We start from the raw sequence: 18,047 nt of genomic DNA, 5'->3' as shown, positions 1-18,047 counted from the left end.
CTCGCCAGTACTGGCCACTACTTCTCGTACAGCCCCTCGACTTCCCCCGCGAAGTCCCGCATGACCGCCTCCCGTCGCAGCTTCATCGACGGCGTCAGATGGCCGTTCATCTCCGTGAAGTCCGTCGGCAGGATCGCGAAGCGGCGGATGGACTCGGGGCGCGAGACCAGCTTGTTGGCCTCGTCGATCGCGCGCTGAAGGACGGCCCTCAGCTCGTCGTCGTTCACGAGGAGTTCGGCGGGTACGGGGTGCTTGCCGTTCATCCGGCGCCAGTGGCTCACGCCGTCCATGTCCAGGGTGATCAGGGCGGAGACGTAGGGGCGGCGGTCGCCCAGGACCATGCACTGGGAGATCAGGGGGTGGGAGCGGAGCCAGTTCTCCAGGGGGGCCGGGGCCACGCTCTTGCCGCCCGCGGTGATGAGGAGTTCCTTCTTGCGGCCGGTGATCGTCAGGTAGCCCTCGTCGTCCAGGGCGCCGATGTCGCCCGTCGGCAGCCAGCCGTCCGCCGCCGCGGGGACCACGCCGCCCGCGGACGGGTCCCAGTAGCCGCGCAGCACCTGGTCGCCGGCGATGAGGATCTCGCCGTCGGCCGCGATACGGATGCGGGTGCCGGGCAGGGGCCAGCCCACCGTTCCCAGGCGGGGCTTCAGGGGCGGGGTGACCGTCGCGGCGCCGGTCGTCTCGGTCAGGCCGTAGCCCTCGTAGATCTCGATGCCGGCGCCGGTGTAGAAGGCGGCCAGTCGGCGGCCGAGCGGGGAGCCGCCGCAGATCGCGTACCGCACGCGGCCGCCCATCGCGTTGCGGATACGGCGGTAGACCAGGGGGTCGTAGAAGGCGCGGGCCGTCTTGAGCGCCGTGCTCGGGCCGCCTCCCGTGCCCGCCGCCCGGGCCTCCAGCGCCTCGCCGTAGCGCTCGGCCACGGACGCCGCCCGGTCGAAGGACGACACCCGGCCGCCCGTCTCGGCCTTGGCGCGGGCGGAGTTGAAGACCTTCTCCAGCATGTAGGGGATGGTGAGGAGACAGGTGGGCCGGAAGGCCGCCAGGTCCGGCAGCAGGTCGTCCGCCTTCAGGCTCGGCGCGTGGCCCAGGCGGACCCGCGCCCGGATACACGCCACCGCCACCATGCGGCCGAAGACATGCGACATCGGCAGGAAGAGCAGCACCGACGCCTCTTCGCTCGTCCTCGCCTTGAAGATCGGGTAGAGCAGCTCGATCGCGTTGTCGACCTCGGCGAAGAAATTGCCGTGCGTCAGCGCGCAGCCCTTGGGGCGGCCCGTCGTGCCCGAGGTGTAGATGAGCGTCGCCAGCGTGTCCGGCACCAGCATGCCGCGCCGTACGCCCACCTCCCCGTCCGGCTGCTGCGCACCGTGCTCCGCCAGCCGCTCCACATGCCTCTTCTCCATCACCCACATGTGGCGCAGGTCGGGCACGCGGTCCAGTTCGGGGCCGAGCGCGGCCGCCTGGGCCGCCGTCTCCGTGACCAGGGCCACCGCACCCGAGTCCTGGAGGATCCAGCGGGTCTGGAAGACGGAGGAGGTGGGGTAGACCGGGACCGTGACGAGACCGGCCGCCCACGCGCCGAAGTCGAGGAGCGTCCACTCGTACGTCGTGCGCGCCATGATCGCGATCCGGTCGCCCGGCACCAGCCCCTCGGCGATCAGCCCCTTGGCCACCGCCTGCACCTGGTCGGCGAACTGCGCCGCCGTCACGTCCGACCACCGCCCGTCCGCGTCCCTGCGGCTGAGGACCACGGCGTCCGGGGCCGCGGCCGCGTTGTCGAAGGGCAGGTCCGCGAGCGACCCATGGGTCACCGGCGGCGCGAACGGCGGTACGTACGCCTCCCGTACGGCCCCGTCCAGCCGCCGCGTTTCGGGCTGCACCAGGTTCGGCCCGGGGGCGTCGTCGAACGCGGCCGAGGGGGCGAAGGAGGGAAGCGGGGTGGACACGGGCGGCTCCTGCGGCGGGCGTGCAGCGACGAGACTGCTTGCTGCATGACGTACGTGCCTCGCGCACCGTGGCGTTCACCTGCGGAGGCATGCGGAGGCCTGCGGAAAGGGTTACCGCTGGTTAGGCAGGAGATCGTACGGCGCCCGCGTGTGGGGGTTGTGCGGGTTCGGCGACGGTCCGGAGCCGGGTATGTGCAACGTCGGGGGTTATGTGAGGGCCCCTCAGCTTCGTCTCACCTTCTCCTTACCTCTGCTCCAGGGCAACCGTCACCTGCACCCCGGACCCGCCGTCACCCTCGCTCCAGTACCGCCGTCACGCCCTGCCCGCCGGCCGCGCAGACGGAGATCAGCCCACGCCCCGAACCGCCCCGCTCCGCCAGCGACTTCGCCAGCGTCGCCACGATCCGCGCGCCGGTCGCCGCGAACGGATGACCGGTGGCCAGGGAGGATCCGTTCACATTCAGGCGGGCGCGGTCCACGGGAGCCAGTCCCCGCTTCTCCCACGCCGCCAGCGTGGCCAGCACCTGGGACGCGAAGGCCTCGTGGATCTCGACGAAGTCGAAGTCGGCCAGACCCAGTTCGGCGCGCTTCAGCATGCGCGGGACCGCGTACGCCGGAGCCATCAGCAGCCCGTCCTCGCCGCCCGCGACATCACCCCGTACGAAGTCCACGGCGGCCGTCTCGTGAGCGGTGAGATACGCCAGCGGTTCCAGCCCCCGCCGCTCGGCCCACTCCTCGCTCGCCAGCAGCACGACCGCCGCCCCGTCCGTCAGCGGCGTCGAATTGCCGGCCGTCATGGTCGGGTCGGGCCGGTCCAGTCCGAACACCGGCTTCAACGCGGCCAGTTTCTCCGGTGTCGACCCCGGGCGCAGGTTCTGGTCGCGGGCCAGACCTCGGAAGGGCACGACCAGGTCCTGGAAGAAGCCGCGTTCGTACGCCGCCGCCAGCCGCTGGTGACTCGTCGCCGCCAGCTCGTCCTGGGCCTCACGCGAGATTCCCCAGGCGCGGGCGGTGACGGCGGCGTGCTCGCCCATGGAGAGCTTCGTGCGGGGCTCGGCGTTGCGCGGGATGTCGGGGACGAGGTGGGTCGGCCGTACGCGAGCAAGCGCCTTGAGCCGCCCGACCGGCGACTTGGCCCGGCGCGCCTCCAGCAGGATGCGGCGCAGCTCGTCGTTGACGCCGAGGGGCGCGTCGCTGGCCGTGTCCGCGCCGCCGGCGATCGCCGACTCGGTCTGGCCGAGCGCGATCTTGTTGGCGGCGGCGATGACGGCCTGGAGGCCGGTGCCGCAGGCCTGCTGGATGTCGTAGGCGGGCGTGCGCGCGTCCAGCTTCGAGCCGAGGACGGTCTCGCGGGCGAGGTTGAAGTCACGGCTGTGCTTGAGGACGGCCCCGGCGACGAGTTCACCGACCGCGCCCGGACCGCCCAGCTCGTACCGCTCGACCAGGCCGTCGACCACGGCCGTGAGCATGTCCTGGTTGGAGGCGGTGGCGTACGGGCCGTCGGAGCGGGCGAACGGGATGCGGTTGCCGCCGAGGATCGCGACGCGCCGTACCGCCGGTGGTTTCACGGGGCTCATCTCCACCCACTCCTCACGTCACCATGGACTTACCTCGGGTAACCTTACTCCGGAGTCAGCACCGGAGCGCACTGGGAGTGGTACATGGCCGACCGCTATCTGACCTTCACCGGCACGGCACCCGGCCGCTTCCTCACCCGCCGTCTGGGGTTGCCGCAACCCGCCGCGCTGAAACGCTGGTCACCGGAGCGGCCCGCCCTGGAGGGAGACCGGCTGCTCCTCACGGCGGGCAAGTCGGAGCTGGAGCCGGCGGACGCGGGCCTCGACCTGACGGCCTCCTCCGACAGGCCCACCGCCGTGCTCCTGGACGCCACGGGCGTCCGGGACGTCGAGACACTCGCCGAGGTGCACGCGGCCCTCCACCCCGTCGTGCGGTCGGTCGCCGCGAGCGGCCGGATCGTCGTCCTCGGCGCGCCCCTCGACCCCGCCGACCATCACCAGGCCGCCGTCCAGCAGGCCCTGGAGGGCTTCACACGCTCGCTCGGCAAGGAGATCGGGCGCGGCAGGACCGTCAACCTCGTACGCCTGACGAACGCCCGCGCCGCCGGGTCGACCCTGAGCTTCCTCCTCTCCCCCAAGTCGGCGTACGTCAGCGGCCAGGTGATCGAGGTCGGTGCCTACGACGATGGTGTCGACGACGGTGGTGTCGACGACGAAGGCGGGGCGCCCGCCGATCTCGACCGCTCCCTCAAGGACCCCGACCGTCCCCTCACCGGCCGCACCGCCCTCGTCACCGGCGCCGCGCGCGGCATCGGTGAGGCGGTCGCCAAGACGCTGGCCAGGGACGGCGCCCGGGTCGTCGTACTCGACGTCCCCCAGGCCGAACAGGACGCCCGACGCGTGGCCGACCGGCTCGGGGGCACCGCCCTCGCCCTCGACATCACCGCCCCCGACGCGGGCGAGCGCATCGTCGCCGCGCTGCCCGACGGGCTGGACGTCCTCGTCCACAACGCCGGGATCACCCGGGACCGGCGCCTGGTCAACATGCCCGCCGAGCGCTGGAGTTCGGTGCTCGACGTCAATCTCGCGAGCGTGCTGCGCACGACGGACGCCCTGTTGGAGAGCGGGACGCTGCGGCGGGGCGGGCGGATCGTGGCGACGGCGTCGATCGCGGGGCTGGCGGGGAACGCCGGGCAGACGAACTACGGCGCGAGCAAGGCCGGCATCGTGGGACTGGTCCGCGCCCTCGCGCCGCGTGCGCTCGCCGAGCACGGGGTGACGGTCAACGCGGTCGCCCCCGGCTTCATCGAGACCAGGATGACCGCCGCGGTCCCTCTCTTCATCCGTGAGGCGGGCCGGCGGATGAACTCCCTCGCGCAGGGCGGGCTCCCGGTCGATGTCGCCGAGACGACGGCATGGCTGGCGCATCCGGGGTCGGGCGCGGTCAACGGGCAGGTCGTCCGGGTGTGCGGCCAGAGCCTGCTGGGGGCGTGATGACGACCGTCCTGACCGACTCCCCCTCCCTGCCGGGGCTGCTCGCCCGGGGCGCTGTGCTCTCCCCCTTCAAACGGCCCCGCCCCGACGCGGAGTTCCCCCAGACCCGGCTCGTCCTGCCCGGCCTGCGCGTCGACCTCGCGCGGCTCGCGGCATACGAGCGAGTGTGCGGCTTCGCGACCGGCGACGACGCGCTGCCGATCACCTATCCGCACGTCCTCGGCTTCCCGCTGGCCATGCGGCTGATGAGCGCACGGGAGTTCCCGCTGCCGCTGCTCGGGCTCGTCCACACGCACATCGGGATCACCCGGCACCAGCAGCTGACGGCGACGGGCGCGTACGAACTGTCCGTGCACGTCGACGGTCTGGTCCCGCACCGGAGAGGGACGGAGGCCGTCGTGGTCACCGAAGTCCGGAACGGGGAGGACGTCGTCTGGGAGTCGCGGAGCAGGTACCTCGCCCGGCACCGGACGGACGCGCGCGGGGCCGAGCCACCCAAGTCGCCGAAAGCGTCCGACGCATCCAAGTCGTCCGATGCGTCCAAGGCATCGGAGGCGCCGAAGCCGCTCCCCGCGGTCGCCGACTGGCGCCTCGCCGGGGACATCGGCCGCCGCTACGGCGCCGCCTCCGGTGACCGCAACCCCATCCACCTCCACCCTCTCACCGCCCGGCTGTTCGGCTTCCCGCGCGCCATCGCCCACGGCATGTGGACGGTGGCCCGCTGTCTCGCCGCGCACGGCACTCCGGAAAGGGCCCTGGTGGAGGCCGAGTTCAGGGCGCCGGTGCTGCTGCCGGGGACGGTGACGTACGCGGCGCGGGGCGGACGGTTCGAGCTGCGGGGCGGCGCGGACCGCGTCCACCTGGCCGGAGAGGTCTATCCGCTCGTCTCGTGAGACGGGGCCTGAGCTGACACGGCCTCCGGGGACCACGGCCGGCCGCCCATGAGGTTGCCGAGGCCCGCCCAGGAGAAGTTCATCAAGGTCGCCGCCGCCTCTCTCGCCGTCACACCCGGCGTGGCGTTGGCCCAGTCGGCAAGGGACTCGGCGGCACCGACCAGGGCCTCGGCGAGCCCGGCGACCTCGCTCTCCGGGAGGTCGGGGTCACGATGGGCCTCCCGTGCCGCCGCGAGGATCAGCTGCGTCACGAACGCGACGATCTCCGCGCGCATCGCCGCGACCTCGGAGGCGAACGGCTCGCCATGGGTGCGGGCCTGAAGATGCAGGACGGACCAGCCGTCCGGGTTCTGCGCGGTGTGTGTGAAGAACGCCCCCAGCCCTTCCCAGAGTTGGCGGTCGGCGGGCGCGTCACGCCGGACGCCCGCACGGACGGCCTCGGTGAGCGCGGCCGCCTCACGCCGGATGCAGGCCGTGAAGAGGTCTTCCTTCGAATTCAGGTACAGGTACACCAACGGCTTGGAGACGCCCGCGAGTTCGGCTATCTCGTCCATCGACGCGGCCATGTACCCCCGCCGGCCGAAGGTCCGCACGGCGGCGTCCAGCATCTGCTGCTCACGGACGGCGCGCGGCATCCGCTTGATCTTCACGGCACCCATGCCGATTAGCGTACGGGCCGGGAGGGGCGATCCCACCCGGCCGCTGCACATCGGTGCCTTCGCGAACGGCTACTCCTCGCCGCTCGCGTCGTCCGCGAACCGCGCCACCCGGTCGATCCACTGCCGCTCGTCGCCGGACGGCAGGGCCGTCAGCCGCGGCAGCAGCTGCGCCGTGAGCAGCGTCGACAGGGCAGAGTTGTCGGCGCTGGAGCCGTCGGTCCGTACGACCACCGGCTGCGGCGCCTTCCCTGCCAGCTTGGCGCCCACTTCCAGGCGACGCCGGGCGAGTTCGTACTGCAGGACGGCGCGGTTGTCGCGGTAGGCCTTGGCGAGGGCGCGCTGGGCGCGGGCCTCGTTCTCGGCGGCGATCAGGCCGCTGCGGCCCCGCGTCTCGATCTCGAACCGCACCCGCTGGGCGTTGGTCTCCTGCTGCTCCAGCAGCTGCGCGACCTCCTCACGGGCCCGGTTCAGCGCGGCCTTGACCTCGACGATCCGGGCGTCCCGCACCTTCTTGGCCCGCTCGATGTCCATGCCCAGCTGGTCGATGCGGCGCTTGCGGATGAGCCCCCACTCCTGGTCGTACGCCGTGCGCTCCTTGGCGACCCGCTCCCGGGTGGCCAGGTGCTGCTGGTACTGCGTCGGCAGCTGCACGTCCGGGATGTTGGAGCCGGTGATGCGCACGCCGTAGCCGGACAGCTGACGGTTGAGCAGCTCCTGCATGTCGGCCACGTCCGACCCGCGCAGGTCGTACGCCCGCTCGGTGCGCATCTTCCGCGCCCGCTGCCGGATCGCGTCCTGCACGGCGCTGGAGAGCACCAGGTCGAAGTTGCCCGCGCCGATCGTGCGGACGAACAGCACGGCGTCGGTGATACGGAACTTCAGGAAGAACTCGATCGAGCGCAGCGGCACGTTCTCCTGCGTGGGGCAGGCCATCACCGGTGCGGAGTACGGGATCTCGGTGGCCGTGTCGACGACGAAGTCGACCCTGGACCACGGGTGCCACAGGTAGTGGCGGCCGGCGTCCAGGGTGCGGACGACCGCGCCGTAGCGGGTCAGCACACCGTTGGTGCCCTGCTCGATCTCGACGATCGAGGAACGCCACCACCACAGCGCACCGATCAGCAGCAGCACAGCGCCGCCGACGTAGGACAGGGTGGCGAGGGTGCCGTAGGCGAGGTCCCCGGCGACCGACTCGGAGTCCGCCGCGCCCAGTGTCAGCATCACGCCCATGAACAGGGCGTAGACGCCGAGCCACAGCGGCAGCATCCACCACAGGCGGCGCCGGTGGCGGGGGATGATCACCGGGATCAGGGTGTCGGCCTCGCCGCCGCGCAGCAGCCGCGCGATGTCGCTCCAGGGGGCGACCTTCTCGGAGATGACCGACCTGCGGTGGGAGGAACGGGCGGTGCTCACTGGTCGGCCTCCTCGGAGACGTCAGAGCGGATGGAGCTGTCGACGCCGGCGGAGCTGTCGGCACTGTCGGCGCTGTCGGTCGATTCGGGCCGGCCGGGCACCTGTGGCACCGTCGGCCGCTCGGCGGCCAGCAGCGCACCGATCTCCGTCTCGCGCGCGGCGATCCGCTCGGACACCTCGGCGAGACGGCCCCGTACGGCGGCCATGTCCTCGTCGGTGAACAGTTCCGTGCCGCGCTCGCCGACCAACTCGCGGGCCAGCTCCAGGAAGTCGATGCCGGCGACGCCGTCCGTGGTGCCGCCGATGCGGACCAGGCGCGGCAGGTGGTCGGCGACCTGCTCCAAGGTGTCCAGCACCTGCTGCTGGTAGCGGTACTCCAGGATCTCCGGTGCCTCCGCTGCGGTCACCGCGCGGATGTCCAGGGCCTGGGCCTCCAGCAGGGCCGCATTGGCCTTCGCCTCCGACTCGGCCTGGACGTAGCGCTGGCGGGCGAGGGCCTCGGCGCGGTTGGTCTCGCGCTCCACGGCCGTGTCCATCTGCGCCTGGTACTGGGCGATGTCGGCCTGGATCGCGGAGAGCGTCTCCAGGCTGGAGGCGAGTTCGCGGGTGAGGTCGCCCTCGTCCTGCTCCTTGCGGAGCTGGAGCGCGTACTCGTGGGTGTACGCCTCCTTCGCCACCCGGACCATCTCGGGCGCCGCCAGGTCCATGCGGTAGCGCTGGTCGGAGGGTTCGGCGTGGGTGATGTTGGCGTTGGTCAGCTCGACGGCCGGGCGGAACTGCTGGTTGAGCAGGTCCAGCAGCCGGCCGGTGTCCTCGCCGACCATGTCGTAGATCCCGGCGGCTTCCTGTTCGTAGACGAGGGTGCGGATCGTCTCGCTCACCGCGTTGCTCAGCTTCTCCTCGAAGCCGCGCACCGCGCCCAGCGTGTAGACGAACTCGGTCGGGTCGCTGATCCGGAACTGGATGAACAGGTCGATCGACGCCTTCACGCCGCCCTTGGTCGGTGCCTCGCGCACCGGCGCGTTGAACGGGTACTCGATCGTGGTGTTGACGATGTACGACACCCGCTTCCACGGGCTCAGCAGCACGATCCGGCCCGGGCCGACGACCTTCTCCAGCTTGCCGAAGCGGGTGATCATCGCCTGGCAGCCGTCCGGCACCATGACCATGCCCTGGCGCCACCAGACGAAGGCGACGGCGAGCAGGGAGATGACCCAGGAGTGCACGCCGAACAGCGGGTTGGTCACCACGTCGGCCCCGGACGCACCCACGATGGCCGCGCCCACCACGCTCAGCACGAGCAGCATCAGCACCGGCAGCATGGAGAAGATCGAGCGGCCCTTGGGGATGACCATCGGGCAGATGGCGTGCACCATCTCGGTGCCCTCGCGCACCTGCTCGCTGCGGCCGAGCGCCTCTCCCGCCTCGTCCAGCGGCACCGTCTTCTGCCGCATGACGGTGGCGGTGGAGCCGCCCTGTTCCCGGGCGGCCGGGAAGTCGGCCGGGTCGATGCCCTGGCCCTGCGCGTCGTACCCCTCGCCGCCGTCCGCCCGTGTCCCGCGTCCGCCGATCTGCCGCTGCAGTTCCTCCTGCGCGGCCGTACGCGGATCGGTGCCGGATGCGACGGCCTCGGCCACGCGTCGTGCGCCCTGCTTGGCGCGCGCTCGTGCCACGGTTTCCCCCTTGTGTTGCGTTGCCCGTCGAATGCGGGTCCTACTGGTGGTACACCGGTCAGCCCGTTGAGGTTCCCGATGTGGTTCCAGTCATCCCACATCATGATCCGGACAAAGGTAAGGGGGCGACCCGCACAGTTACCTATCGGTATCACTGCCGGGTCGGGCGATGCCGTACGGCGGTCCTACGAGGCCCGGGAAGAAGCCTGGCCCTGCGACTTGGCCGCCTCGTCGACCACGTCGTCCTCCTGGCTGCGGCTGGCCTCCAGGTTGGCCTTCACCCGGTCGACCCTCTGCACGATCTGCACGGAGGCGCGGTCGCGCTCCTTGCGCAGGACGACGAAGCTGATGGGGGCCGAGATCACCAGGGCGAGCAGGATGATCCACATGCCGTTGGAGTCGCCGAGGCCGCGCGGGGCGACTCCGGAGTAGACGAGGCCCCAGACGACCACGAGGCAGCCCGCGAAGATTCCGAGGCGCATCAGTGTGTAGCGGAGCATCTCAATCCACTCTTCCGATTCCAAAAAGGGCCACTGCCCAGTGAAGCACGCGCGGCCCCCGATCTTGCAGGGGGGTCGCGACCGCCGGCAGGGGGCGGTCAGCCGAGCGGCAGCAGCATGATCACGTCGTCCCGGTCGTCACCGGGCGCGACCCTGATGGCGGCCGGGATCCGGCCGACCTCCTTGTAGCCGCAGGAGCCGTAGAAGCGCTCCAGACCGAGGCCGCCCCGGCAGGTGAGCCGTACCGCCTCGATGCCGTCGAAGGTGCGGGCGGCCTGCTCGGCGGCCGTGAGCAGGTCACGGCCGTAGCCCTTGCCCTGGTGCCGGGGGTGCACCATCACCGTGTACAGCCACGCCCAGTGCGTCATCAGCCGGTGCGTGTTGAAGGTGAAGAAGGACGTCGCCGCCACAGCGCCCGCCGCGTCGTGCCCGACCAGCAGCCGGGTACGCCCCTCGGTCATCGCCGCGAAGTGCTGCACCAGCGCCGACCGGACCGCCTCCCGTGTCACCGGCGGTACGAAGCCGACGGCTCCGCCCGCGTTGGAGACGTCGGTCCACAGGTCGAGGATGCCGTCACGCAGGGCGGGAGTGACGGCCGGGTCGAGTGTGAAGGTAAGGGACACCGAGCCATCGTAGCCATTACGACAGTGCTCGCGCCGCCACTTTCAGATCGGAGACGAGACCCTCGTACGCCGCCTTGCGGTCCGCGTCGTCCTGAGCCCGCAGCACCGACGACGGATGCACCGTCGCCACCAGCTTCTCCTGCCGACCGTGGATCTCCCGCTCCAGCAGCGCCCCGCGCACCTCCCCGACCCGGAACGACGACCCCAGCAACGCCTTGCCCGCGCTCGCGCCCAGGAGCACGATCAGCTCGGGCTCGACCACGGCCAGCTCGGCGGCCAGCCAGGGGCCGCAGGCCGTCATCTCGCGGAGGGTGGGCGCCTTGTGGATACGGCGCTTGCGGGGCTCGGCCCGAGTGAACTTGAAGTGCTTGACGGCGTTCGTGACGTAGGCGTCGGCGGGGTCGATGCCGGCCTCCGCGAGGGCCCGGTCCAGCAGCTTCCCGGCAGGGCCCACGAAGGGCTTGCCCTGCCGGTCCTCCTGGTCACCGGGCTGTTCACCCACCAGCATGACGCGGGCGTTCCCCGTCCCGGCGCCGAACACGGTCTGCGTGGCGTCCCGGTGCAGGGGGCAGCCCCGGCACTCGGCGGCAGCACGGCGGAGGGCGGGGAGCCCGCCTCGATCGGGGAGGAAGGGCTCAGCGGTGTAGGCGTCCTCGGGCGCCTTGGTGCTCACCATGGCGGACGAGTACCACGGCCCCGCCTCCTGGAATCACACCCGCATCGGCTGGGGGGACTCGCGACGCAGCGGGTCCGGGCCGTCGTACTCCCGGATGATCTCGTAGCGCGTGTTGCGCTCCACCGGACGGAACCCGGCATCCCGGATCAGGTCCAGCAGGTCCTCGCGGGTCAGCTTGTTCGGCGTGCCGTAGTTGTCCGCGTCGTGCGTGATCTTGTACTCGACGACCGAGCCGTCCATGTCGTCCGCACCGTGCTGGAGGGCCAGCTGGGCGGTCTGGACGCCGTGCATGACCCAGAAGACCTTGACGTGCGGGACGTTGTCGAACAGCAGACGGGACACCGCGAAGGTCTTCAGGGCCTCCGCGCCGGTCGCCATCTGGGTCCTGGCCTGGAGGCGGTTGCGTACCTTGCCGTCCTTCATGTCGACGAAGTCGTGCTGGTAGCGCAGGGGGATGAACACCTGGAAACCGCCGGTCTCGTCCTGGAGCTCACGCAGGCGCAGGACGTGGTCCACCCGGTGCCGCGGCTCCTCGATGTGGCCGTACAGCATGGTGCTCGGGGTCTTCAGACCCTTCTCGTGCGCCAGGCGGTGGATCCGGGACCAGTCCTCCCAGTGGGTGCGGTGGTCCACGATGTGCTGTCGGACCTCCCAGTCGAAGATCTCGGCGCCGCCGCCGGTCAGCGACTCCAGGCCCGCGTCGATCAGCTCGTCGAGGATCTCGGACGCCGACAGCCCGCTGATCGTCTCGAAGTGGTGGATCTCGGTCGCCGTGAAGGCCTTCAGCGAGACGTCCGGGAGGGCGGCCTTGAGCTCCCGCAGCGAACGCGGGTAGTAGCGCCAGGGGAGGTTCGGGTGCAGGCCGTTGACGATGTGCAGCTCGGTGAGGTTGTCCGACTCCATCGCCTTGGCCAGCTTGACGGCCTCCTCGATGCGCATCGTGTACGCGTCCTTCTCCCCCGGCTTGCGCTGGAAGGAGCAGTACGCGCAGGAGGCCGTACAGACGTTGGTCATGTTGAGGTGCCGGTTGACGTTGAAATGAACCACGTCACCGTTCTTGCGCGTGCGCACCTCGTGCGCGAGGCCGCCGAGCCATGCCAGGTCGTCCGACTCGTACAGCGCGATGCCGTCCTCGCGGGACAGCCGCTCACCGGAGCGGACCTTCTCCTCCAGCTCGCGCTTGAGCCCGACGTCCATGCGTGCACCTCTCTCAGACAGACTTCGTCAAACGTACTCCCCCACCCCTCGGGCGACGGGACCCCCCATACGGCGCTCCGCGCCTACTCCTCCTCGGGCAGCTCTCCGACCCGGTTATCCCACTTGGTGGAGAGCACGATCGTCGTACGGGTCCTGCTGACGCCCGTGGTGCCACTGAGCCGTCGGATGATCTTCTCCAGGCCGTCCACGTCGGCCGCGCGCACCTTGAGCATGTACGAGTCGTCGCCCGCGATGAACCAGCAGTCCTCGATCTCGCCCAGGTCCCGCAGGCGGTTCGCCACGTCCTCGTGGTCGGTGGCGTCGGAGAGCGAGATGCCGATCAGCGCGGTGACGCCGAGGCCGAGCGAGGCGGCGTCGACGGTGGCGCGGTAGCCGGTGATGACGCCGGCCGCCTCCAGCCGGTTGATGCGGTCGGTGACGCTGGGTCCCGACAGGCCGACGAGGCGTCCCAGCTCCGCGTAGGAGGCCCGGCCGTTCTCCCTCAGGGCCTGGATGAGCTGCCTGTCCACCGCGTCCATGCGATTCGAAGCCTTCCGCTGAAGAGTTCCAGAAGTGATGAGAGGTACTGCCACGTGCGCGACTTGCTCTATGTGCCGTTCCCCAGCTCGCCCTTCCACCGCCGGTACAGGCCGTGCTCGACGCCCGCCGCGTCCAGCACCCGTCCGGCGACGAAGTCCACGAGGTCCTGAATGTGGGTCGCGCCCGCGTAGAACCCCGGAGACGCCGGTACGACACTCGCGCCGGCGTCGTCCAGTGCGACGAGATGCCGCAGGGTCTGGCCGTTCAGCGGGGTTTCCCGTACGGCCACGACCAGCTTGCGGCGCTCCTTGAGGGTGACGCTCGCCGCCCGCTGCAAGAGATCCTTGGACAGCCCGAGCGCGACGCCCGCCACGCAGGCCGTCGAGGCGGGCACGATCAGCATGCCCTTGACGGGGTACGACCCGGACGACGGCCCGGCCGCGAGGTCCCCCGCGCTCCAGTGCCGTACGCCGGCGATGTCGGCCTGGAAGGTCCCGGGCTTGCCGTCGGCCCCGCGGGACAGCCACTCCCGCAGGTCGGCCTCCCAGTGGGCGTCCCGGAACGAGATCCCCGTCTCATCGAGCAGGGTGAGCCGTGACGCCCGGCTGACGACCAGGTCGACGCTCTCCCCGGCGGCGAGGAGCGCGCGCAGCACCGCGGCCGCGTATGGGGTGCCGGAAGCGCCGGACACCCCTACGATCCAAGGCGTACGCGGCGTCTCTCCTGGCTTGACTGGGTTCACGACACCGAGCCTATCCGGCGTCGCGGGGTGGGAACCGACCAAGGGTGGCCGGGCGTTCCCCGGAGGGGACGAGTCGGGCGGTGGGGTGACGATGGCTGGTACGTCGGGTGGGTCGGGTAAGCCGGTCGCGTGGGGTGCGCAGCGCGAGTGGTCTCGGGGTGACCGCGCGAGGGCCGCGGCCAAGCTGATGCTGGGCTGGGTGGCGCTGCTGTGGCTGCTGGAAGTGGTCGACGTGATCAGCGGGCACGCGCTGGACGGCTTCGGCATCGTCCCGCGTATTTCGTCCGAGCTGGTGGACGTCGTCCCGGCGTCCTTCATCCACTTCGGCTTCGCCCATGTCGCCGCGAACAGCGTGCCGTTGCTGGTCCTCGGGTTCCTCGCGGCCCTCGGTGGGATACGCCGGTTCGCCGCCGTCTGCGCCCTGATCATCGTCGCCGACGGCCTCGGGGTGTGGCTGATATCGCCGTCCGGCACCAACACCGCGGGCGCCTCCGGCCTGATCTTCGGCCTCTTCGGCTTCCTGCTGGTCACCGGCTTCGTGGAGCGCCGTCCGCTCGGCGTCCTGGCCGGTCTGCTGGTGGCCGCGATCTGGGGCGGCTCCATCCTGGCGGGGATCGCCCCGACCCAGTCCGGCGTGAGCTGGCAGGGGCATCTGGTGGGGCTGGTGGCAGGGGTTGCGGCGGCGTTCGTCCTGCGGCGCCGGTCGGACGGACCGGCGCTCAGGGCAGGGGGCGCGCTTTAGGGTCGACAGGGAGGCCGGCGGTGGGGACGGTCAGCTTGCCGAGCGGGGAGTCGACGGTGAGCTCGGGGCCGTAGGGGATGGTGTCGCGGCCTCGGTAGCCGTCGGGGCCGGGGTTCCACATCGTGACGGCGTGGCCCTTGAGGGGGTCGAGGACGAGGTAGTTGGCGATGCCCTGGGAGGCGTACCAACGGGGTTTCACCTCGTAGTCACGGCGGATGCTGCCCTGAGACACCACCTCGACGACCAGCTCGATCAGATCGGGCGGGTACGCACCTTCGTTCTTCGCCACTTCCGAGGCCGGGATGACAGCCAGGTCAGGACAGAACTCATTGTCCTCATCGAACGGGAAGGCAACGTCGCTGGCGAAGCCCCACTCCACACCGACCTGGTCCTCAAGCGTGTTCCAGACCAAACGGATGGTCTGCGCGTGGTGCGGCTTGACCGGACTCATCATGATGTTGCCCTCGACAATCTCCACCCGATAGCCGGGGCACATGTCCTCGAACCGGCTGAGCTGCGAGTGCAGGCGGTCGATGTCCGAGACGGTCATGGCGGCCTCCCTTGGTCCTGCACCCGATGGTAGGCCGCACCGTAGCTACACGGTCAGCCCCCGAACCACAAGATCCATCAGCGCACACACGAACAGGGCAATACCGATGAACCCGTTGACGCTGAAGAACGCCCTGTTCAGGCGCGACAGGTCATGCGGCCGCACGATCGAGTGCTCGTACCCGAACGCGCCGGCCACGACCAGCAGGCCCAGCCAGAAGAACGCGCCCGCGTCCGTGACCACCCCGTACCAGACGAACAATCCCGTCGTCACCGCGTGGCAGACGCGCGCGCCCCAGATCGCCGCCGGGATGCCGAAGCGGGCCGGGACCGACATGACGCCGGTCTCGCGGTCGGTGTCGACGTCCTGGCAGGCGTAGATCAGGTCGAAGCCACCGATCCAGATGCCCACCGCCAGGCCCAGGATCACCGCGTCCCAGGACCAGGACCCGGTGACCGCCAGCCAGCCGCCGACCGGGCCCATCGCCTGGGCGAGGCCCAGGATGGCCTGGGGGAAGTTCGTGAAGCGTTTGCCGTAGGGGTAGACCACCATCGGGATCACCGCGATGGGGGCCAGGGCGAGGCACAGGGGGTTCAGCAGGGCCGCTGAGCCCAGGAAGATCACCAGGGCGATCAGGGCGCCCGTCCAGGCGTGGCGGACCGACATCGCGCCGGTCACCAGCTCGCGGTGGGCGGTCCGGGGGTTCCGCGCGTCGATCTCGCGGTCGATGATCCGGTTCACGGCCATCGCGAAGGTGCGCAGGCCGACCATGCAGACCGTCACCAGGAGCAGCCGGCCCCAGTGGATGTTCCGGTCCAGCTGGAACATCGCGGTGAGCGCGGCGATGTACGCGAAGGGCAGCGCGAACACCGAGTGCTCGATCATCACGAGGCGGAGGAACGCCTTCGTGCGTCCTGGCTGCGGAATCGCGGCGGAGGCGCTGCTCACAGTCCGTACTCCTTCCAGCGGCGGTCGACCTTCGCCGCCGTCTCCGGGTCGGACTCGACCATGTCGGGCCAGCCGCCGTCGCGCGTGTAGCCCTCCTCGGGCCACTTCTTCGTCGCGTCGATTCCCGCCTTGCCGCCCCAGAACTGCTGGTAGGAGGCGTGGTCGAGATGGTCGACGGGGCCTTCGACGACCGTGAGGTCACGGGCGTAGTCGGTGTTGCCGAGCGCCCGCCAGGAGACCTCGTGCAGATCGTGGACGTCGCAGTCGGAGTCGACGACCACGATCAGCTTGGTCAGGGACATCATGTGGGCGCCCCAGATCGCGTGCATCGTCTTCTGCGCGTGCTTGGGGTACTTCTTGTCGATCGAGACGATCGCGCAGTTGTGGAAGCCGCCGGATTCCGGCAGGTGGTAGTCCACGATGTCCGGGACGATGATCTTCAGCAGGGGGAGGAAGAAGCGTTCCGTCGCACGGCCCAGCGGTCCGTCCTCCGTCGGGGGCCGGCCCACGACGATCGACTGGAGCAGGGGCCGGCGGCGCATCGTCACGCAGTCGATCTTCAGCGCCGGGAACGGCTCCTGCGGCGTGTAGAAGCCGGTGTGGTCGCCGAACGGCCCTTCCGGCAGCATCTCGCCGGGCTCCAGCCACCCCTCCAGCACGACCTCCGCCTGCGCCGGCACCTGCAGCGGCACCGTTTTGCAGTCCACCATCTCGATCCGCTTGCCCGCGACGAACCCGGCGAACAGGTACTCGTCGATGTCACCGGGGAGGGGCGCGGTGGACGCGTAGGTCACGGCGGGCGGGCAGCCGAAGGCGATCGCGACCGGCAGCCGCTCTCCCCTCCTCGCCGCGACCTGGTAGTGGTTCCGGCTGTCCTTGTGGATCTGCCAGTGCATGCCGATGGTGCGCTTGTCGTGGCGCTGGAGGCGGTACAGCCCCAGATTCCGTACGCCGGACTCCGGGTCCTTGGTGTGGGTGAGCCCCAGGTTGAAGAAGGAGCCGCCGTCCTTGGGCCAGGTGAACAGGGCCGGGAGCCGGTCCAGATCCACCTCGTCCCCGTGCAGCACGACCTCCTGCACCGGCGCGCTGTCCGACTTCACCTTCTTCGGCGGTACGTGCGTCATCGCGCCGAGCTTCCCGAAGGCCTCGCGGACGCCCACGAACCCGTGCGGCAGTTCGGGCTTGAGCAGCCCGCCGATCTTGTCGGAGATGTCGCCGTAGGACTTGAGCCCCAGGGCTTTCAGCAGCCGCCGGTCCGTCCCGAAGACGTTCATCGCGAGGGGCATCGACGACCCCTTCACGTTCTCGAAGAGCAGCGCGGGACCGCCGGACTTCTGGACGCGGTCGACGATCTCCCCGACCTCCAGATACGGATCGACCTCAGCCTTGACGCGCTTGAGGTCGCCTTCGCGCTCCAGCGCCCTGAGCAGGGAACGAAGATCGTCGTAAGCCATGGGGTCAAGTATCCCCGAGCCGCTACCCTGGCCCTGAACCCGGGGGCCGCTCCCCCGGCCCCGACGACCGTTTCGCTGGAGAGGACCCATGCTCCGGGTGCTGATGTTCCTCGTGCCACTGGCACTGAGCGTGTACGCGTTCATCGACTGCATCAGCACGAAGGAGGACGACATCCGCCACATGCCCAAGCCGCTCTGGGCGATCCTCGTCCTGGTGTTCCCGCTCGTCGGCTCGATCTCCTGGCTCATCGCGGGCAAGAAGCGCAGCCCGGCGGCCGAGGGCTGGTCCGGCGTACGGGAGCAGCGTCGGCGGCAGCAGTGGGTCGCCCCCGACGACAACCCCGAGTTCCTGAAGTCCCTGAACGAGGACGACGACGAGAACGACGACCAGAAGAAGGACGACGGTCCGAAGCGCGACGAGCCCTGACGGGCCGTTCCGGCGGGGCAGTTCGGCGCCGGGCGGACGGACAGAGCGCAGGA

The 18,047-nt window shown here is 70.6% G+C and carries 18 protein-coding genes; 4 read left to right on the top strand and 14 right to left on the bottom strand.

The window, feature by feature from the left end:
- Positions 1–17 precede the first annotated feature (17 nt).
- The gene (locus ABIE67_RS27185; RefSeq protein ID WP_370262604.1) at positions 18–1,946 is read right to left on the bottom strand and encodes a long-chain fatty acid--CoA ligase; all 1,929 of its coding nucleotides are present in this window, start codon (positions 1,944–1,946) and stop codon (positions 18–20) included.
- A gap of 290 nt (positions 1,947–2,236) precedes the next feature.
- On the bottom strand, positions 2,237–3,523 hold the full coding sequence (locus ABIE67_RS27180; RefSeq protein ID WP_370262599.1) for an acetyl-CoA C-acetyltransferase: 1,287 nt from the start codon (positions 3,521–3,523) through the stop codon (positions 2,237–2,239).
- An 84-nt stretch (positions 3,524–3,607) separates the two neighbouring features.
- On the opposite strand from ABIE67_RS27180, the gene ABIE67_RS27175 reads away from it, so the two are divergent.
- Both ABIE67_RS27175 and ABIE67_RS27170 read left to right on the top strand, forming a co-directional pair.
- On the top strand, positions 3,608–4,957 hold the full coding sequence (locus tag ABIE67_RS27175) for a 3-oxoacyl-ACP reductase (RefSeq protein ID WP_370262594.1): 1,350 nt from the start codon (positions 3,608–3,610) through the stop codon (positions 4,955–4,957).
- Entirely contained in the window at positions 4,957–5,850 is an 894-nt protein-coding gene (locus ABIE67_RS27170) for a MaoC family dehydratase (RefSeq protein WP_370262590.1), read from the top strand. The genes ABIE67_RS27175 and ABIE67_RS27170 overlap by 1 nt, the downstream gene beginning before the upstream one ends.
- Here the strand turns inward: ABIE67_RS27170 and ABIE67_RS27165 are convergent.
- From ABIE67_RS27165 to ABIE67_RS27125, 9 genes are all read right to left on the bottom strand, one after another.
- Positions 5,832–6,509 carry a TetR/AcrR family transcriptional regulator gene (locus ABIE67_RS27165; protein ID WP_370262586.1) on the bottom strand — a complete coding sequence of 226 codons (678 nt, stop codon included), beginning with the start codon at positions 6,507–6,509 and terminating at the stop codon, positions 5,832–5,834. The two genes, ABIE67_RS27170 and ABIE67_RS27165, sit on opposite strands and share 19 nt — an antisense overlap.
- Positions 6,510–6,578: 69 nt before the next feature.
- Positions 6,579–7,922 carry an SPFH domain-containing protein gene (locus tag ABIE67_RS27160; RefSeq protein ID WP_370262582.1) on the bottom strand — a complete coding sequence of 448 codons (1,344 nt, stop codon included), beginning with the start codon at positions 7,920–7,922 and terminating at the stop codon, positions 6,579–6,581.
- Positions 7,919–9,595: an SPFH domain-containing protein gene (locus ABIE67_RS27155; protein WP_370262578.1), complete on the bottom strand. Its 1,677-nt coding sequence runs from the start codon at positions 9,593–9,595 to the stop codon at positions 7,919–7,921. Before ABIE67_RS27155 ends, ABIE67_RS27160 begins: the two co-directional genes overlap by 4 nt.
- A gap of 185 nt (positions 9,596–9,780) precedes the next feature.
- Positions 9,781–10,095, bottom strand: coding sequence for a DUF4229 domain-containing protein (locus ABIE67_RS27150; protein ID WP_370262574.1), 315 nt, complete (start codon positions 10,093–10,095; stop codon positions 9,781–9,783).
- A gap of 98 nt (positions 10,096–10,193) precedes the next feature.
- Entirely contained in the window at positions 10,194–10,718 is a 525-nt protein-coding gene (locus tag ABIE67_RS27145) for an N-acetyltransferase family protein (RefSeq protein ID WP_370262571.1), read from the bottom strand.
- 16 nt (positions 10,719–10,734) lie between these two features.
- A complete protein-coding gene (locus ABIE67_RS27140) occupies positions 10,735–11,394 on the bottom strand; it encodes a UdgX family uracil-DNA binding protein (RefSeq protein ID WP_370262567.1) in 660 nt (219 codons plus the stop codon).
- A gap of 33 nt (positions 11,395–11,427) precedes the next feature.
- Positions 11,428–12,591, bottom strand: coding sequence for an aminofutalosine synthase MqnE (mqnE, locus tag ABIE67_RS27135; RefSeq protein ID WP_370262565.1), 1,164 nt, complete (start codon positions 12,589–12,591; stop codon positions 11,428–11,430).
- An 83-nt stretch (positions 12,592–12,674) separates the two neighbouring features.
- A complete protein-coding gene (locus ABIE67_RS27130; RefSeq protein ID WP_370262562.1) occupies positions 12,675–13,130 on the bottom strand; it encodes an Lrp/AsnC family transcriptional regulator in 456 nt (151 codons plus the stop codon).
- A gap of 68 nt (positions 13,131–13,198) precedes the next feature.
- Positions 13,199–13,873: a UbiX family flavin prenyltransferase gene (locus ABIE67_RS27125; protein ID WP_370262559.1), complete on the bottom strand. Its 675-nt coding sequence runs from the start codon at positions 13,871–13,873 to the stop codon at positions 13,199–13,201.
- Between the two features lie 91 nt (positions 13,874–13,964).
- Between ABIE67_RS27125 and ABIE67_RS27120 the strand changes: the two genes are divergently transcribed.
- A complete protein-coding gene (locus ABIE67_RS27120; RefSeq protein WP_370262555.1) occupies positions 13,965–14,615 on the top strand; it encodes a rhomboid family intramembrane serine protease in 651 nt (216 codons plus the stop codon).
- Here the strand turns inward: ABIE67_RS27120 and ABIE67_RS27115 are convergent.
- Genes ABIE67_RS27115 through ABIE67_RS27105 form a run of 3 tightly spaced genes read right to left on the bottom strand, consistent with a single transcriptional unit; the run spans position 14,593 to position 17,567 of the window.
- Positions 14,593–15,165, bottom strand: coding sequence for a Uma2 family endonuclease (locus ABIE67_RS27115; protein WP_370262552.1), 573 nt, complete (start codon positions 15,163–15,165; stop codon positions 14,593–14,595). The two genes, ABIE67_RS27120 and ABIE67_RS27115, sit on opposite strands and share 23 nt — an antisense overlap.
- A 45-nt stretch (positions 15,166–15,210) precedes the next feature.
- Complete coding sequence (mqnP, locus tag ABIE67_RS27110; RefSeq protein ID WP_370262548.1) at positions 15,211–16,113, bottom strand: menaquinone biosynthesis prenyltransferase MqnP; 903 nt, start codon at positions 16,111–16,113, stop codon at positions 15,211–15,213.
- Positions 16,110–17,567 (bottom strand): menaquinone biosynthesis decarboxylase, encoded by a 1,458-nt coding sequence (locus tag ABIE67_RS27105; protein ID WP_369171522.1) that lies wholly within the window; start codon positions 17,565–17,567, stop codon positions 16,110–16,112. The genes mqnP and ABIE67_RS27105 overlap by 4 nt, the downstream gene beginning before the upstream one ends.
- Positions 17,568–17,655: 88 nt before the next feature.
- Between ABIE67_RS27105 and ABIE67_RS27100 the strand changes: the two genes are divergently transcribed.
- A complete protein-coding gene (locus tag ABIE67_RS27100; RefSeq protein ID WP_370262541.1) occupies positions 17,656–17,994 on the top strand; it encodes a PLD nuclease N-terminal domain-containing protein in 339 nt (112 codons plus the stop codon).
- Positions 17,995–18,047: the final 53 nt, after the last annotated feature.

Origin of the sequence: Streptomyces sp. V4I8 (genome assembly GCF_041261225.1) — a bacterium.
GTDB lineage: Bacteria > Actinomycetota > Actinomycetes > Streptomycetales > Streptomycetaceae > Streptomyces.
This window is presented reverse-complemented; position numbering and strand designations above follow the sequence as displayed.

Bases quoted from the DNA above. Each gene is read 5' to 3' on its own strand.
- ABIE67_RS27180 (WP_370262599.1), bottom strand. From the start codon at position 3,523: ATGAGCCCCGTGAAACCACCGGCGGTACGGCGCGTCGCGATCCTCGGC.
- ABIE67_RS27175 (WP_370262594.1), top strand. From the start codon at position 3,608: ATGGCCGACCGCTATCTGACCTTCACCGGCACGGCACCCGGCCGCTTC.
- ABIE67_RS27170 (WP_370262590.1), top strand. From the start codon at position 4,957: ATGACGACCGTCCTGACCGACTCCCCCTCCCTGCCGGGGCTGCTCGCC.
- ABIE67_RS27165 (WP_370262586.1), bottom strand. From the start codon at position 6,509: ATGGGTGCCGTGAAGATCAAGCGGATGCCGCGCGCCGTCCGTGAGCAG.
- ABIE67_RS27150 (WP_370262574.1), bottom strand. From the start codon at position 10,095: ATGCTCCGCTACACACTGATGCGCCTCGGAATCTTCGCGGGCTGCCTC.
- ABIE67_RS27140 (WP_370262567.1), bottom strand. From the start codon at position 11,394: ATGGTGAGCACCAAGGCGCCCGAGGACGCCTACACCGCTGAGCCCTTC.
- mqnE (WP_370262565.1), bottom strand. From the start codon at position 12,591: ATGGACGTCGGGCTCAAGCGCGAGCTGGAGGAGAAGGTCCGCTCCGGT.
- ABIE67_RS27130 (WP_370262562.1), bottom strand. From the start codon at position 13,130: ATGGACGCGGTGGACAGGCAGCTCATCCAGGCCCTGAGGGAGAACGGC.
- ABIE67_RS27120 (WP_370262555.1), top strand. From the start codon at position 13,965: ATGGCTGGTACGTCGGGTGGGTCGGGTAAGCCGGTCGCGTGGGGTGCG.
- ABIE67_RS27115 (WP_370262552.1), bottom strand. From the start codon at position 15,165: ATGACCGTCTCGGACATCGACCGCCTGCACTCGCAGCTCAGCCGGTTC.
- ABIE67_RS27105 (WP_369171522.1), bottom strand. From the start codon at position 17,567: ATGGCTTACGACGATCTTCGTTCCCTGCTCAGGGCGCTGGAGCGCGAA.
- ABIE67_RS27100 (WP_370262541.1), top strand. From the start codon at position 17,656: ATGCTCCGGGTGCTGATGTTCCTCGTGCCACTGGCACTGAGCGTGTAC.